Below are 17,101 nucleotides of genomic sequence, written 5' to 3' on the forward strand. Positions count from 1 at the left end.
CGACATGCATTAGCTAAAAAGCCATAGTGGCGAATGCGCATAAACCCTTTCGGCAATACATGTTGTAAGTAGCGCCGTAAAAATTCATCACAACTCAGTGTCATTACTTTATCGCGGTTGTTATCTGCATAATCGCGATATTTAAAGCTCACGGTTTCCTCTGTCGCTGACACTAATCGCGATTCTGACATCACGCCTCTTCGGGTATAACGCGCAAGATAGCTAACTAGCTTTTCACTGTACGTTAAACAGGCTTTGCTATACACGCACCATTTTGTTGGCGTGTTTATCTTCGCGAATGAACTATCGCATTCATGGAGTGCCGCCAGCATTTTACCTCTAAAGACTGTTGATAATGCTTTTACGGGGTATAAATAGCCTTTTTCTATTTCATGCCAATGCGATTTATTAAGCGCCCCTGCGGGTATCAAACAATGCAAGTGGATATGCTGACTTAAGTTCTGCCCCCATGTATGCAGTACGCTTGTCATGCCTAATTGGCCATGCCTCTTTCGTTTCGCAAATTTGCTCAGCGTTTGCCATGCGGCTTTAAATAAACTTTGGTACAACGCACTTGGGTTATAATGAGCAATGATATTCAACTCATGAGGGAGCGTAAAAACAAGGTGGAAATACCGACATGGTAATAAATCCTCTTGCTGTTTTTGCACCCACTTAGCCGTGGCCATGCCTTGACAACGTGGGCAATGACGGTCTCGACAACTACACCCAATTTGTTGTACTTCACTACAGTTATCACATTACCATGCTTGGTAACCTAACTGACCCGTTCTGCATGATTGAAGGTGTTGGCAGACTCGCAGTTGTTGATGACTCATCGTATGGTGCTGCCGATAATTCTCAAGATTTGAGCTTAAAATATCAGCGAGATGCAAAGCGCTCATTGTTTAGCCCAACCTGCAAGCAAATCAATGCCGCCATGCCCTAATTCAGGTAACCAGTGTAAGTAACTTTGCGTGGTTTTAATATCACTATGGCCAAGCTGATGTTGCAGTTGATGAAGTGGCATACCTGATTCAAGTTGGTGTGTTGCATAAGCATGGCGTAAAGCATGTGGATTACAGTGCGCTAGACCACATGCCCGTGCATGTTTTTTCAATGGCTTCCTGAAGGTCGATGCTGACATAGGTTTATCCATTAACAATCGCGAGTAAAACATCCAACCCGTTGGGTGATACATTTTCCAGTAACAACGTAATTGATTCAGCACACTGTCTGATACAACTACGTAACGTGATTTATCCCCTTTACCTTGTTCAATTAAAATAGTTTTACGCTGGCCATCGATGTCTTGCACTTTAATGCGTAGCAGTTCGCTAATACGTAAACCACAGCCGTAACACACCACTATCAATGTTTTCAATCGCATGTCAGTGCAGCTTTCTATAAGCCGCTGCATATCATCACGTGATAAATAGGTGGGTGCGCGTAATTTTGCTTTTGGCAGCGCAATATCTAAGTTAAGTGGCCGGTGTAAAATATTCTTAAACAAGAACCAAATGCTGTTTATCTGTACTTTTTGGCTTGCTCTAGACAGTTTACGAATCGCGGGATCGTTAAAAAAGGCGTTAAGCTCGTCATCCGTAATCAAATCGAGCGGTTTATTAAAGTAATGGCTGAGTTTAAGCAAATGCTCACAGTAGCTTTTACATGTACTTTGTGAATAACCTCGATAGGTTATTTCAGTTTTGACTTGTTCTATGAGTGTATTCATGACTTACCTCCAAGTTATGGGATAACCCCAAGGTAAGTGTGGCTCAAATGTTCAGAATAGGATCTCCGCGTAGCGGCTTAGTTCAACACTAGAATACTGTGACCGTCTCTTTTCACTCAAATCTGCCCCATAAACTTTAAAGATCTACGCACTACAGTTACAAAATCCCGCATGAATGCAAATCGCTACCCACGCTGTATTAACTGCAAAAAAAGATATAGTATTGACTCAGAATTTACGGGGTTATGTATCAAGCTATTGGTAGCTCAACACGCTGATTCTAAACCCTATCAGAAAAACCCAAATAGGGAACGTTAGCACCTCCTCTGTAGCCCTTGCCACATATAGCTCTGCATTCCAGCCTTGTAAGAAACCATTCCAACTTTGGAACAGAAAGAACAAACTAAGTGAACTATCTCCATAAACTATGTTTGTTTATACAACAGTCATAATTCTGCAATCTAATTAATGGATAATTTGTATCCGATTTAACTTAATCACCTAAGACGACAGAACTAAATGAGCTATCCACTAGTGCGATTAAACTTTGCACTGCAATCAATTGAAGACCCGCTTTCAGCGGCTATGGCACATACAATGGAATACGATACCTTGTATTTATTTGCCAATGCTCAGCATGAAGTCCGTCTTGTTTGCGTATTACCTGAGGGTGCCCATGAAGGTGATATTATTTCGTTAAATGCAACGCATTTGCTTGCTCGTGATGCCCGTTACTGTGTGGAGCACATTTTATCTCTTGAAGATATTGAAATTGGCCACGTTAGTTTAGTGTTATCACATATCGGTTTTCGTGATGACAGTAATGAATATGTTTTACAACTGATGCTACACGGGCTTCATGCCACTCTCAAAGACAGTGCTGAATTTGATGTGATTATAACACCACATGAAAGTGGTTACTTAGCGCCGATTATAACAAACGCAACCGGCACTAAAAGTCATTCATTACGCCACTATTTCACTCACTTTAGCAGCTCAATTTTATCGTTCTTTTAAGCTAATCTGCAAAGCTAATTTTACCCATAGTCACATTTGGAATCCCTTGCTCTGGATTGCCAAAACGATTTTTTCCGCCTGCGAGGCATTCATTCGCAAGGATAGCAAATAACACAGCTTCTTTTGCGTCGGGGTCAATACCTAATGAGTGGGTATTTTTAATCTCAACTAACTTAGGACAAAGCGCCAAAATATGCTGCATTAATAAAGGATTATGAATTCCACCGCCGCTAGCATAAACCATTACGTTATCTAATTTTTTACTACAATCATTAATCGCATTAGCTATTACCTGGGCCGAAAAGCGATTCAATGTGGCCATTATATCTTCATGTGTTAGCTCTGTGGTACCGCTTGCTTTCTGTGCATCAGCTAAGTACTGCAAGTTAAATACTTCGGGCCCTGTTGTTTTTGGAAAAGACAAATTGAAAAACTCGTTATTGCATAATTGGTCTAATAATGCGTGATTTATATTACCCTGGCTTGCGATTTGACTGTCTTTATCATAATGAAGCGGTTGAAAATAACGCTGAATATAGGCATCCATAATAGTATTCCCTGGGCCAATATCTGAACTAAATACAGCGCTGGGATCTGCACTTTTAGGCAAATAGGTTAAATTAGCTATGCCACCCATATTAAGTAATATTCGATTTTCATTGGTGCTGGTAAAAAACAAGTAGTCGCCATATACCGCAAGGGGTGCCCCTTCCCCACCACCCGCTATATGCTTTTGTCTAAAATCACCAATGGTAGTGATACCTGTAGTAACAGCTAGATGGTCACTATCACCAATTTGTAAGGTTGCATCACCAAAATTATTACGGCCATGTTGGTTTTTAGGACAATGATAGATAGTTTGACCATGACTAGCTATAACGTCAATTTCATCCGCGTCGATTTTCCATTTAGCTAGACACTGATTTACCATAGTACCGTGAAGCGTTCCCACCCATGGGTGTAATAACGTTACTAATTCCAGATCGCATTCGCGTTTTGCAAAAACTTCTTTTATTTTATTTTTATAATCAGCATCATAGTCAACAGTATCAAATGCTAGCAGCTCTATCTTAGTGTTCATACCTTGGCCTGAGACCTTACATAAAGCAACATCAAGCCCATCTAATGATGTGCCACTCATCAGACCTATTATTAATTTGTGTTGTTTTTTTGCACTGGCGTAAAGTTGCTGTATGTGTTGATGCATAGAATTTACCTTATAAATCAATCTATTAATTAACAATGGGATATCCGGCCTACAGGAATACTTTATACCTTACAAAACAAAAAATAAAGAATAATTATTTGCAATGATCGATAAAATGCTTTAAAACTAGGCAATCACATTAAATGTGCCGACAACGACAACAACCTATAATAGCAAACATAATGACGGGAATGATAATGAAACACTGTAACTCTAAGTCCTTACGCCCACTCATGTTACTTTCGCCTATTGCTCTGGCCCTAGGAGCAACAAGCCCCACTTTATTAGCACAAGAACAACCTTCAGTGCAGAAAAAGCCTGAAGTGATCACTGTAACGGGCTCTCGAATTCAACGCACTGAGTTGGTTTCAAGCAGTCCTGTTGTGAGTGTGGATGAAGAACAAATTCACCTTGACCGTGCAGTCAATGTTGAAGATATTACAGCAAAATTACCGCAAGCTGCAGCAGGTGCAAATAGTACTGGCGCAACTGTGGGTGATTCATTTGGCTCTTCTACGATAGATCTACGTGGCCTTGGTCAAAACCGAACGCTAGTGTTAATTGATGGTACACGTGCAGTCCCTTTTAGTTTTCGTAACTCTGTTGATGTAAACACCATTCCTGCAGGACTCATTAAACGAGTTGATGTGCTTACGGGTGGCGCAGCAGCCGTATATGGTGCTGATGCAGTAGCGGGAGTCGTGAACTTTGTACTTGATGATGATTTTACAGGGGCCGAGTTTTCAAGTAGCTACGAAAGCGCAGATGGCGGTAATGAAAAGCTCAACTTTGAAGCAATTTTTGGTGGTGATATTGCTGATGGTAGCGGCCATGTAACCGGCTATGTTGGCTATTCAGAGCGTAAAGAACTCTTGGCCGGTGAACGAGACTGGGCACTTGAGAATAGTACAGCCATGATCAACAGCGGTGGCTATTATACTGACGTTGCATCGGGCAACAGCCTTGCAATAGACGATGCAGGCCAAGTCGTTACTGATCGACAAACCAGTGATTACACCGCTGATCGTTACCTAACTCAACCAATGGAACGATTGTCAGCTGGTCTACTATTTGATGTTGATGTAGCTGACAGTGCTATAGCTTATGGCCGCGCTATGTATTCAAAAGTCACAGTAAATGGTGCAGGTGCAAGTGGGCAAACACCTATTTTTGTTAATGAGCAAGTGACCCTCACTCAAGATAACCAATATATCCCTGATGAACTGCGCCAACAACTGACGTTTGACGATCAAGGTAATGCATTAGTTAATGTTGATAGAAACCTAAACCTAGGCGTTCAAAATACCGAAGCTGTGCGCGATTCACTGCAATTTCAATTAGGCATTAAAGGCGATATAAACGACTATTTACGTTACGATATTTATGGCCAATATGGCCAAACTGACGAAGTAGCCACGCTCTATAGCAATGCTTATAAAGTTGATAGTAGCGGTAATAGCCGTTTTAGTAGTATGGCTAACAGCATGGATATTTTTGATCCTAACTTAGATTTAAGCGACTTTAGCGACCCTCTGCTCTATACCACGAGAGAGCGTACTCAAAGTGTATTTGCGGCTACCTTATCAGGCGATTCAAGCGCCCTCTTTGAACTACCAGCAGGTTATATAGACTTTGCGATTGGTTATGAATACCGTAAAGAAACCGGAAAACAAACCCCGGGAGACGCATTTAGAAACGGCACTAGCTTTGCCTCTGTTAGCGCATTTGATATGGATGCCTGGTTTGACAGCAGTGAGTTCTATGCTGAAATACTGGTGCCAATATTAGTCGATATGCCATTTGCTAAAGAGCTCAGTTTTGAAGGTGCTTACCGTATTTCGGATTATTCAAATACAGAAGCCGAAGACACCTACAAACTTGGTATTAACTGGGCAATTAACGATGATATTCGTGTGCGTGCAAATAGGCTAACCGCATTTAGAGCGCCGAACTTAGGTGAGTTTGCCAGTCCAGTTTCATCACTGTCGCTTGCATTATTTGATCAAAATAGCGACCAATTTGTACCACGTTTGGCAGGGCGTTACGACGGTGATCCATGTTTACTTGGTACGGGTGACGCAGCTCAATGTGCAGCATTTGGCGCACCTGCTGCAGGCACTGAGTTTGACACCAGTACCGCAGCATACACTTACGGTGGCAACCCTGATATTAAGCCAGAGCAAGCTGAATCAGATACATTAGGGGTTGTTTACACACCAAGCTATATTGAAGGCTTTGATTTATCGCTGGATTATTACAGTATTCGAGTAACCGATGCAGTTAGCCAAATACAGCCTGGTGCTGCATTACAAAGCTGTTATGTTGACGATCCGAATCCAAATAACCCGCTTTGTGGCGCGGTATTACGCGATCCCAACACAGGCTTTATTAGCACAGCCATTGTTAATGACTTTAACCTTGCCGCCATTGAGCAAGCTGGTTTAGATTTAGCAGCAAATTATGTATTTGATGCACCAATGGACTTAGGTGGCCGCTTTAGATTGTCGTATCAAGCAAACTTTGTTACAAAACAAACTCGCCAAAATAACAGCACCGTAGCAACGATGGATTGTAAAGGTACATACGGCAGTGCTTGTTCTGGCGATTTTGCCAGTATATTACAGGCTGATTATAAACACCGTGCCACATTTGATTGGCAGTTAGATACCATGAATTTCCAATTAGGCTGGCGCAGAATTGGTGAAGTAGACTACGCTGTAGATAGAAGTGAAACAATTGATGCACAAGATTACATGGACTTTGCCGCATCATGGCAAGCAACCGACACTATTGCACTCAACTTTGGTATTGATAACCTATTTGATAAAGCTCCACCAACACCAGAAATCGGCGCAAATCACTTTAACGCAGTGAGTGATTATAGCGTTATTGGTCGTACTCTTGGTGTTGCCGTTCGTTACTCACCGAGTTTTTAGTTAATCCCTAATTGCTATTAGCAACACAGGATTAAACCCTTAAAGCGCACCCTGCCCGGTGCGCTTTTTATTTTATCTGTGTAGCGAAGCGCCTCATAACCTCGGTGGTAAAGTGATTTATTCACAAAGAGGCTATGAGACGCTGCGCTGAAGAGGTATAACGAAAAGGTACTAGGGTTTAGGAAAATGACTAGGTCCTATAGTTAACGCGTAGCCATAACTGTTTTTGCATTTCTCATTTATTCTCATTCACTTCTCTTTTTGCAAAATGATTTAAAACAATCACAGCTAAAGCTTGTTCCTACGTGGAATATTAAGCCCGTAGCTCGAAACACGTGGCTTTTTTACTCCAAATCAACCACTTCTATCGCCCCACGTTTTTGCATGGTGACAAACAGCTTTGTTTGCTCATCGTTAAACGCTACATTTGTTGGGTGCTGCCCTTTTAAGATATAAGTTTGTAATATTTTGCCTGTTGGGCTGATTTTTAATACCACACCTGCGCCGTAACGGGCTACATATATATTGCCTTGGTTATCAACGCGCATGCCATCCATACCATGATCGTCAAATTTAATTAATGGCTGCTTATTACTGATGTTTAGTTCACTATCTAAATCATATTGCCAAATAACTCGCTGCACACTTTCATTCACGTAGAGCTTACTATTATCGCTATTGACCGCCACACCATTGGTAGTTCCCATATTTTCTTCGAGTAACTGTGTACTACCATCAGCATTGATACGCCATAACTTACCTGTACTGTTTGTCCAGTTTGGGTCGCTTGCAAATAAAGCACCGCGTTTGGTTATAGCAATATCGTTAGGTTGATTCATATCGCTATTATGCGCAAACACCTCAACACCTTGACTATTCGCTGGCACTTTTAAGATGTTGTGATTGACGTAATCAGCTATATATAAATTACCTTGGCTATCAAACTGCAAACCATTACCAACGCTGTCATTTGGCAGTTTTATAAACAAATTAGTTTTGCCTAGCTTATCTACCTTACCTATGGTGCCCTGTTTAGCAAAGTTAACGGCATATAAATAACCTTTATAAAAAACAGGACCTTCAACACCTTTTGTAAACGTGTTATCAGTTACAAAGTCAGTGCTATTTTTTGCAAGTATTGGCGTTGCGCTAAGACTTAATGCGACAGCTGCTATGAAGTATTTCATTATTATCCTAATTTAAGTTATTACTAGTATACACAGCTAAAATCGGGTAATCCGACTCACCAAACGAAATAGTAAACGAGCGCTGCTCACCATCTTCTAATTTAACGCCATCAGGAAGTGATAAGGGTGACTTGCGGCCACCATTTGCAAATAACGCCATTAAGTGTTGGTTTTCAATGATACGTGATCCTGATGCATCGTTACGTATTGTTACGACAGCCACTCGATTCCCCTGCTCGCTACTCATTAATACCGTATTAATAACAGTAAAATCACTGTTTTTAGGTTCAACTTTTGCGTCATTATCAAACGCAAATTGCATTCCTTGCAAGGCTACCTGATCAACTGACAACACTTGATTACTTGCGCTCAAATTAAAGCTTGCGAGTAAACAGCTTACTAAGCTCAGTGAAAAATAATGTCTCATTTTAAGCCTTAATATTTTTTAGATGCCTATTTTTAACACAATGCGTTCCTCTTTTCGACCTAAATGACTATTGCAGCTGTGCAATAGTAATTACCTGTACAGAAATAAACTCGCGATTGAATTAAAGCCTATGAGCCCTAACCTCTATTTTATACTCGATAAATCGGCTGAGCATTTAGATTTACGGCCACCTATAAACACGGAGATTTTATGCAAACAATTCAAAACAGACAACTCACCCTCGCATCTCGCCCACACGGTACGCCAACAGATGATAATTTTGAGCTAAAAACAGTTCAACTTCCTACCATTGAACAAGGTGAAATATTATTACGCACTATTTACCTTTCACTTGACCCCTATATGCGTGGCCGTATGAGTGATGCAAAATCGTATGCTGAGCCGGTGGCGATTGATGATGTAATGGTAGGTGCAACAGTCTGTCAAATTGAGCAATCAAATAATGATGAATTCGCAGTAGGTGATTGGGTGTTAGCTTATACTGGCTGGCAAGACTATGCCATATCAAATGGTGAAGGCCTAATGCCGTTAGGTAAAGACCCAAGCTTTCCTTCTTATGCACTAGGTATTATGGGTATGCCTGGTTTCACAGCATATATGGGATTACTTGATATTGGTGCACCTAAAGAAGGTGAAACCGTCGTTGTAGCAGCCGCCACTGGCCCTGTTGGAGCAACTGTAGGCCAAATAGCTAAACTCAAAGGTTGTAAAGTCGTTGGCATTGCAGGCGGAAGCGATAAATGCAAATACGCTGTTGAAAAACTAGGTTTTGATGCGTGTATCAATCACAAAGCTGATGATCTTGCAGAACAATTAGCCGCTGCGTGTGACGCTGGAATTGATGTTTATTATGAGAATGTGGGCGGAAAAGTCTTCGACGCCGTACTACCTTTACTAAACACAGCAGCTCGTGTACCGCTATGTGGTTTAGTATCACAATATAACGCAACTGAGTTACCACAAGGCCCAGATAGAATGGGCGCTTTAATGGGGCAAATTCTAACTAAGCGTATAAAAATGCAAGGCTTTATTATATTCGATGACTATGGCCACCGTTATGATGAATTTGCGACTGACATGCAGAAATGGCTCAGTGAAGGGAAGATTCAATATCGTGAGCATTTAGTAACAGGGCTTGAAAATACGGTATCAGCCTTTAACGACATGCTCAATGGTAAAAACTTCGGTAAAACCGTTGTTCAGGTAAATCAACCACTTTAAATTTACAACGCGCAGCACTTGCTGCGCTTAAGGACAATCATGTTAAAGCTACATCACTTAAATAAATCACGTTCAAAACGAATTATTTGGTTACTTGAAGAACTCGATATTGATTATGAAATTATTGCCTATCAACGTGATAGTGAAACATTTTTAGCTCCTGACGAACTTAAACAAATTCATCCTTTAGGCAAAGCCCCTGTTATAGAAGATAACGGCCAAGTTATTGCTGAATCAGGTGCTATTACTGACTACTTAATTACTCAATATGGTAAAGGTAAATTTGCGCCAAGCCTTGATAGCAAAGAATATATAGAGTATCAGCAGTGGCTACATTTTGCTGAGAGCTCAGCGATTTTACCACTACTTCTGAAAATGTTTGTACAAAAAGATGGCGCAAAAACTCAATTTTTAGAAAATTACGCAGATTCAGAAGCAGCAAAAATACTCGCTTATTTTAACAGCCAGCTAGAAGGTAAACGTTATTTAATTAACGATACTTTAACAGGAGCTGATTTTATGATGTCTTTTATCGTTGAAATTGTAAAAAATGCAGGCCTGCTCAGTAATTTTAAGAATTTAGTAGAGTATGAGTCGCAATTACAAAGTCATGAAAAGTGGCACACTGCAAACGAGCTCGAAGAAAAATACGATTAATTTCATTGAATGTAAATTAACAAGGGGCTAATTAGCCCCTACTTTAGATACTCAGAAAAAATTTCATACTCTTTTTAAATTACATATGTAAATTAGATTGGTAATAAAGGAAAAAACTATGCGCTTATTAAAAGAATCAGTGCATAATAGAATCTCTTAACTTTACCTCAGGCTAGTTAACGCTGATCTTGCTCACTGGAATTAATAATGACAATAAACATGCGTTTAGCTACCGGCTTTGGTCTAATATTATCAATGATGTTGATTTTAACTGTCATTGGGATATCTAGAGTAAGTCTTATCAATTCTAATATTACTCATATTACTGATGTAAATTCAGTAAAACAACGTTACGCAATTAACTTTAGAGGCAGTGTTCACGACAGAGCTATAGCTGTGCGCGACGTGGTTTTGATTAATAATCAAAACGACTTAATAGGCGTACTTAATACTATCCGAGAACTTGATTCTTTTTATCAAACTTCAAGTCTTGCGATGGCAAAATTAACGCCTCAGATGAATAATAGAGAACGAGATCTAATAGAAAAAATCAATCAAATAGAACAGCGTACATTACCTTACATTGAGAAAATTATTGATGCTAAAAGTGCCGGCAATATAAACGAAGCCTCTCGTGTATTACTAAGCGATGCAAGACCTGCATTTACTCAGTGGTTGGATGTAATAAACCAATTTATAAACTTGCAAGAGCAAACAAACCAAATAACCACACAAGAAACTCGCGATGTAGCCAGTTCCTTTGAATTATGGATGATTATACTCACAGCACTAGCAGTGATCATCGGGGCAAGTGTAGCGTATGTGATTAGTTTACGTATCCGCGATTCTGTTGGTGGGGAACCACAAGAAGCAGCACAGTTAATTGCAAAGATTGCGCAGGGGGATCTCACCACAACAATAGACTCATGTTGTCCAAATAGTATGATGGCATCTGTCGCGCTAATGCAAACTAAACTAAAATCTATTGTTGATAGTATTATTGATTCATCAGATGAGTTATCAACTCACTCAGCAAGTGTGGCATCAGGGTCTCAACAAGCCCTAGAAGCTGCTGATGCGCAGGTTGATTATACTAATTCAGCGGTATCAAACCTTGAACAGATGAGTACCAGTATTCGGTCTGTTGCTGATTCAGTGAGACAAACAGAAGATAATTCAAAAGTAACGGCTCAATTATCACAGCAAGGCAGCATTGCTGTTAATAAAGTCGCGACAGAAATAGAGCAAATATCAGTTACAGTTAAAGCAACGGTTAATCAAGTAAATGTACTTCAGGAGCATGTTAAGCACATTGGCGATATTTTAAGTGTGATCCGCAGCATATCAGATCAAACTAATTTGTTAGCATTAAACGCTGCAATTGAAGCTGCAAGAGCTGGAGAGTCTGGTCGTGGGTTTGCCGTTGTTGCTGACGAGGTAAGGCAACTTGCTCAACGTACTGGAGATGCAACAGGCGATATAGAAAAAATGATTACGCAGGTACAAGAAAATACACAAGCATCTGTAAAAGCAATGGAAACAACTGTTCCGCAAGTTGAAAACGGTTTAACTTTAACGAATGAAGCAAACCAACTTTTAAATGAAATTCAGCAGCAAGCGAATGACTCTCTTAATAATGTCGTTGAAATAGTTGAAGCTACATCAAATCAAGTGGCAACCGTGACTGAGATTAGCAATGGCGTGGAAGAAATAGCAAAAATGTCTTTAGAGACCAGTGTGTCACTAAAAAATAATGCGCAAGAAGCCGTTGCACTAGCTGGGCTTTCTAAAACATTAAAACAATTTATAAATTACTTTAAAGTTAATTAAAGTGTAAAACTCCTGCAAACCCACATATTATAATTTATGGCACCTTAAACAGTGCCTTTTTTAGCCCTCAACAACGAAGACACCCACTTATCTAATTCAGAAAGTAAACTCTAAATGTAGGGCTTCGATCCTAGTAAGTTTAAGCTTTGAGATACATTTACTAAATGCTATTTCAAATTCGCGGAATATAAACAACGAAGACACCCATAATAAATCAGCATCGGTGATGGCTATTATTTAAGGGGTTTTATCAATTCACGTTAGGTCTAGAGGCCATAGTAATAACGCAGACATCCACTCCAATTAACAAAAGTGTACTTCGTACCGTATCAGCTTAAATCCCAGCGATATCTCGTTCGGTGATACACTCGTCTGATGCCATTTCAAATTCGCGACAGATAAGCGGACGGTTTTCGTAAATTGAGCACATTAAAGTATTGCGATCTAGGGCTTGGCACCAACCGTCATCGGCACGTTTCATCACTTCGCTGCCCCATTTATCATAATCAATATAATGAAACGGCACGCCAGTATCGGTGAGTATTTGTACTTCTAACTGGCAGCAGCATGCTTGGCAATTGCTGCATGTAATTGCCTCAGTTGAAGCGGTGATCTCTGTGACAGGTATTTGTTCAGGATTAACAATGTGAGGCATAGAGGCTTACTTTTAAGAATAAGCCTCTAGGATACCTGAGTGAGTTTATCGTGCCAGTAATTTCGCTTTTATTTCACTGTAGCGCTGCAGTTCGCACAAGCCAAATCCACTAAGTTGGCGCACTTTATTACGCGCAAATAATGGCACACTCATCCCCGCTAAAAAACGGCACTGCGTTTCAACACCCACATTTTCAATACCTTTACTCGCAAGGTGACTCTGTAATTCATCAACCTTTTGGTAGATAACCTCATCCGCTGCAAAATTATGAGTTTGTGAGTATTCAAGCTTAACAGCTTGCCCTCTACACACTGAGCAATGACCGCATTGCTCAGGAGCTTGGGCATCGTCAAAATAACGAGCAAGGTTATAGCTTAAGCAGCTATTTAGTTCAAAAAAGCGGATCAAGGCTGCAATACGTTTTATCTCAGCTTGCTCTTTATCTACAAAGTAATTATGGAGCTGCTGTGCTAGGTCTGATTTATTAATAACCTCGTTATGAACGTCATAAACTTGCGTGATACGTTTGGTTTCAAGGGCTATGAGATTTTTTTCTGCTAAGTAATCAAGCGCTGCAACCACGCGCTTTCTATCAACTTGAGCCGCTTGAGTAAGGGTATCAAAATTTAGCGTTCCCCATATTTTTTTAAATTGGGTATGGCTAAATATCAAGTTCAAAAATGCTTGTCTGTCAGCGTCAAAATGGCCAAGAAGCTGAGTTTTATCCACCAAAAACTTATATTTAAAATCAGCATAATATGCATATAAAGGCGTTATAGCACCTTGCATTTCAAGCTGTACTAATAAGGTTTTAAGTGCAAGCTGGCGAATATTACTATCGCTTGATAGGCTGTACTCTTGCATTTCCCATTGTCTGCTACCACTTTGGTGATCACTATTATGTTGGCGAATATCATTTATTACATGTGTTATCCCGCTGAGCTCTGGCGTATCACCATATACAAAGTTTTCAACAGTATTTAAACCATCTAGATTAGCTAAGGTATAGCAGTTTGATGGCTGACCATCACGCCCTGCTCGGCCAATCTCTTGGCTGTAATTTTCTATTGATTTTGGTAGATCGTAATGAATAACAAAGCGAATATTCGATTTATCAACCCCCATGCCAAAAGCAATGGTCGCCACAACTACATTAATTTTACCTGCCATAAAGTCATCTTGAATACCATAGCGTAAGGTATCTTCAAGTCCTGCATGATAGGCTACAGCTTGTAAGCCTTGGCGGCTTAGTGTGTCAGCAACTTGTTCAGCCGTGTGCTGTAGCGTCACATAAACAATACCAGGCCCTTGTTGTTCACGTACTATATTGGCTAAGGTGTTATCTTTTTCTGCACTTTTTACACTCAACACACTTAAATCTAAATTACTACGATAAAACCCGGTTTGGACAATACACTCAGGGCTAATTGCAAAACGCTCACTCATGTCACGCTTTACTTTTTTTGTAGCTGTGGCAGTTAATAATAAAACCAGCGGTATATTGAGCTCTTCCCGGTATCTAGGCAGCTTTAAATAGTCAGGTCTAAAATTATGGCCCCACTCTGAAATACAGTGCGCTTCGTCGACTACCAGCATTGAAATAGCCACTTGATTAATAAACTCACGAAATCGTTCGTTCTTAAATCGCTCTACAGACACCATTAATATTTTCACTTTACCTGAGCGTACATCACTCATAATGGTATGACTTTGCTCACTGGTTTGGCTCGAATCAAGGCTCGCGGCGTAAATCCCTTTTTTATTCAGAAAGCTAATTTGATCTTTCATCAAAGCTAATAATGGCGAAACAACCAAGGTAAGATTAGGTAAATGAAGTGCTGTTAATTGATAACACAAAGACTTACCTGAGCCTGTAGGAAAAATGGCCAGTGATGATTGGTTATCTAACAATTGCTCTATGGTTTGTTGTTGACCTGGCCGAAATTGATTAAAGCCAAAATGTTGCTCAAGCGAAGTAATTAAAGCCGTCATGTTATTCCTTTGCATTAAATTCCCTAATAAAGGAAATAATAGCCGTAAATTTAATAAACTGCCATGTTACCTTTTTTGCAGCTTGATTTCTTTGTCTTTATTACTGACAAATAAGGATAAAAGGCGCACAATAAAGTTGTTGCCAAGGTATTGCCCTGATGGGCGCTATACCTAAGTAGTTTGCCCAGACTATTTAGGTATTCTACTTTTTGAGGGCAACGTAATGATAACAACACATCCTAAAATCGTGATTATCGGTGGTGGCGCTGGCGGCTTAGAGCTAGCAACACAATTAGGACACAAACTAGGGAAGAAAAAACACGCAGATATTTTACTAATTGATAAAAACCGCACTCATATTTGGAAACCACTACTTCATGAAGTGGCTACAGGTTCTATTGACGCTGATTTAGATGGTGTTGTTTACTCTGCTCATGCTGCAAAGCATCATTATAATTTTCAACTCGGCACTTTTTGTGGCCTAAATAATACCAATAAAACCATTACCCTAAGCGCGTTCAATGATGAGCTTGGTCATCAGATATTACCTCAGCGCACAGTGCATTATGATTACTTAATCATTGCAATAGGCAGTGTAAGTAATGATTTCAATACTCCAGGTATTAAAGATCATTGTTTTTACCTTGATTCAAACCAACAAGCAGAGCGCTTTCAGCACGCATTACTTGATAACTTTACTCGCCTACATCAAGATGATGACCCACAACATGCATTAGATATAGCCATAGTTGGCGGTGGAGCAACAGGGGTCGAACTCTCTGCTGAGCTGTATCATGTATCTGATCTACTCAAGCTTTACGGGCTTACTAATATGTCTGCAAAACGCTTGCATATCCACTTAATTGAAGCTGGACCAAGAATATTACCAGCCCTACCTGAGCGAATAGCCAGCTCAGCTAAGCGTGAACTATTAAAATTAGGTGTCACTGTGCGCGAAAAAACCCAAGTAAAACAAGCGACAGCAACAGGGTTTATAACCCAAGACGATGAACATATTAATGCCGATATTATGGTGTGGGCCGCCGGTGTTAAAGCCCCTGATTTTGTAAAAGAGTTAGGCATTTTTGAACTTACTCGAAGCAACCAAATCATGGTTAATGATTACCTACAAAGTAATGCTGATGAACGTATTTATGTGCTTGGCGATTGCTGTGCATTTACCCAAGACGGTGGAAAACTCGTGCCTCCGCGCGCACAGTCTGCACATCAAATGGCACAATGTGTTGAAAAAAACATCATCGCGACACTGCGCCAACAACCACTCAATAAGTTTGAGTATAACGATCATGGTTCATTAGTTAATTTATCGCGCTATAGCACCGTAGGTAGCTTAATGGGTAACCTAACTAGCAGCAGCTTTTTTATTGAGGGTCGAATTGCCCGATTTATGTATATTTCGTTGTATAGAATGCACCAACGCGCCATTCACGGTAGTGCAAAAACTTTTGCGCTATGGATAAGCGAAAAAGTACTACGTGTCGTAAGGCCAAAAATGAAACTGCATTAATAAGTAACTCTTTTTAAGTGAAGCATTCGCTTCACTTTTCTAGCTAAGGTTATAAATTAGCAGCTATTTATATTCATATTTTAACCAGCGCTTTGAAATTAACTAAAAATTAACAAGACACCCACTTTAAATATGAAATAAAAAAGACACCCATCATAAAAGTATGATGATCATTTCTCCAGATAAGAAATATAAAAAGCTCAACATATTTATAATTTTCGATAAAATTTAGTAACGTGATTATAGATAAGACAGAAGTAAACTTTAGAGGCTTCAGTAACCAATGTTAATAAAACCAACATCATTTGCGGGAAACAACAAGAGTTACGCCAATAACTTTTCACAATTAGTAAGATTGGCACGGCGTTTAAAATGCTGATGTTCACAAAACAAACTCAACGATTCAGTTCTTCCAACAGGACCATGGAAAACGGTTGTAAACTTACTTGTGAGTTTTAACCAATTCTCCGCAGTTAAATCTAGTCTATCAAGTAATGGAGCTAAATTATTAGGTATGTAGCCTTTTTTATCAGCGCGTATACATCGACCTGTCGCTTCAACTAAAGTTAAGTACGAGGTTAACTCATAAGGTAGTCCTTTAGCCTTTTGTGCAGTGCTCATTCCTGAAAAACGTAATAAAAACCGAGGTTGCTTACCAAATAAACATCCCCGGGGCAAGCCCTTCTGC

The 17,101-nt window shown here is 40.0% G+C and carries 13 protein-coding genes and 2 pseudogenes; 6 read left to right on the top strand and 9 right to left on the bottom strand.

Annotated features, from left to right (window positions below; all coding sequences use genetic code 11):
- The 3 genes and pseudogenes from B5G52_RS20915 to B5G52_RS20920 form a co-directional block, all read right to left on the bottom strand.
- Positions 1-689 (bottom strand): transposase (locus tag B5G52_RS20915; RefSeq protein ID WP_369679941.1); only part of this gene is annotated, 689 nt, incomplete at its 3' end.
- Positions 672-905: pseudogene (locus tag B5G52_RS22575) on the bottom strand (transposase zinc-binding domain-containing protein); the annotation flags it as partial. The gene B5G52_RS20915 and the pseudogene B5G52_RS22575, both read right to left, overlap by 18 nt.
- Positions 902-1,735, bottom strand: coding sequence for a tyrosine-type recombinase/integrase (locus B5G52_RS20920; RefSeq protein ID WP_087534563.1), 834 nt, complete (start codon positions 1,733-1,735; stop codon positions 902-904). The pseudogene B5G52_RS22575 and the gene B5G52_RS20920, both read right to left, overlap by 4 nt.
- Positions 1,736-2,254: 519 nt before the next feature.
- Between B5G52_RS20920 and B5G52_RS20925 the strand changes: the two genes are divergently transcribed.
- Positions 2,255-2,752: a hypothetical protein gene (locus tag B5G52_RS20925; RefSeq protein ID WP_087534564.1), complete on the top strand. Its 498-nt coding sequence runs from the start codon at positions 2,255-2,257 to the stop codon at positions 2,750-2,752.
- 1 nt (position 2,753) lies between these two features.
- Here B5G52_RS20925 and B5G52_RS20930 read toward each other — a convergent pair whose 3' ends face one another.
- Positions 2,754-3,959 (bottom strand): anhydro-N-acetylmuramic acid kinase, encoded by a 1,206-nt coding sequence (locus B5G52_RS20930; protein WP_087534565.1) that lies wholly within the window; start codon positions 3,957-3,959, stop codon positions 2,754-2,756.
- A gap of 197 nt (positions 3,960-4,156) precedes the next feature.
- Between B5G52_RS20930 and B5G52_RS20935 the strand changes: the two genes are divergently transcribed.
- Entirely contained in the window at positions 4,157-6,895 is a 2,739-nt protein-coding gene (locus B5G52_RS20935; RefSeq protein ID WP_087534566.1) for a TonB-dependent receptor, read from the top strand.
- Between the two features lie 344 nt (positions 6,896-7,239).
- Here B5G52_RS20935 and B5G52_RS20940 read toward each other — a convergent pair whose 3' ends face one another.
- Both B5G52_RS20940 and B5G52_RS20945 read right to left on the bottom strand, forming a co-directional pair.
- Positions 7,240-8,082: an SMP-30/gluconolactonase/LRE family protein gene (locus B5G52_RS20940; RefSeq protein ID WP_087534568.1), complete on the bottom strand. Its 843-nt coding sequence runs from the start codon at positions 8,080-8,082 to the stop codon at positions 7,240-7,242.
- Between the two features lie 7 nt (positions 8,083-8,089).
- Positions 8,090-8,509, bottom strand: coding sequence for a hypothetical protein (locus B5G52_RS20945; RefSeq protein WP_087534570.1), 420 nt, complete (start codon positions 8,507-8,509; stop codon positions 8,090-8,092).
- A gap of 210 nt (positions 8,510-8,719) precedes the next feature.
- Between B5G52_RS20945 and B5G52_RS20950 the strand changes: the two genes are divergently transcribed.
- The 3 genes from B5G52_RS20950 to B5G52_RS20960 all read left to right on the top strand — a co-directional run bounded on the left by B5G52_RS20950 (position 8,720) and on the right by B5G52_RS20960 (position 12,238).
- On the top strand, positions 8,720-9,751 hold the full coding sequence (locus tag B5G52_RS20950) for an NADP-dependent oxidoreductase (protein ID WP_087534571.1): 1,032 nt from the start codon (positions 8,720-8,722) through the stop codon (positions 9,749-9,751).
- 39 nt (positions 9,752-9,790) lie between these two features.
- On the top strand, positions 9,791-10,408 hold the full coding sequence (locus B5G52_RS20955) for a glutathione S-transferase family protein (RefSeq protein ID WP_087534572.1): 618 nt from the start codon (positions 9,791-9,793) through the stop codon (positions 10,406-10,408).
- A gap of 207 nt (positions 10,409-10,615) precedes the next feature.
- On the top strand, positions 10,616-12,238 hold the full coding sequence (locus B5G52_RS20960) for a methyl-accepting chemotaxis protein (protein WP_087534573.1): 1,623 nt from the start codon (positions 10,616-10,618) through the stop codon (positions 12,236-12,238).
- A 334-nt stretch (positions 12,239-12,572) separates the two neighbouring features.
- Here the strand turns inward: B5G52_RS20960 and B5G52_RS20965 are convergent, their stop codons facing one another.
- Entirely contained in the window at positions 12,573-12,893 is a 321-nt protein-coding gene (locus B5G52_RS20965) for a YkgJ family cysteine cluster protein (RefSeq protein ID WP_087534574.1), read from the bottom strand.
- 45 nt (positions 12,894-12,938) lie between these two features.
- Complete coding sequence (locus B5G52_RS20970) at positions 12,939-14,885, bottom strand: ATP-dependent DNA helicase RecQ (RefSeq protein WP_087534575.1); 1,947 nt, start codon at positions 14,883-14,885, stop codon at positions 12,939-12,941.
- Positions 14,886-15,108: 223 nt separating this feature from the next.
- Between B5G52_RS20970 and B5G52_RS20975 the strand changes: the two genes are divergently transcribed.
- A complete protein-coding gene (locus tag B5G52_RS20975; RefSeq protein WP_087534577.1) occupies positions 15,109-16,413 on the top strand; it encodes an NAD(P)/FAD-dependent oxidoreductase in 1,305 nt (434 codons plus the stop codon).
- Between the two features lie 324 nt (positions 16,414-16,737).
- Here the strand turns inward: B5G52_RS20975 and B5G52_RS20980 are convergent.
- A pseudogene (locus B5G52_RS20980) lies at positions 16,738-17,101 on the bottom strand (transposase); the annotation flags it as partial.

Origin of the sequence: Pseudoalteromonas sp. A601 (genome assembly GCF_002165575.1) — a bacterium.
In the GTDB taxonomy this organism is placed as follows: domain Bacteria; phylum Pseudomonadota; class Gammaproteobacteria; order Enterobacterales; family Alteromonadaceae; genus Pseudoalteromonas.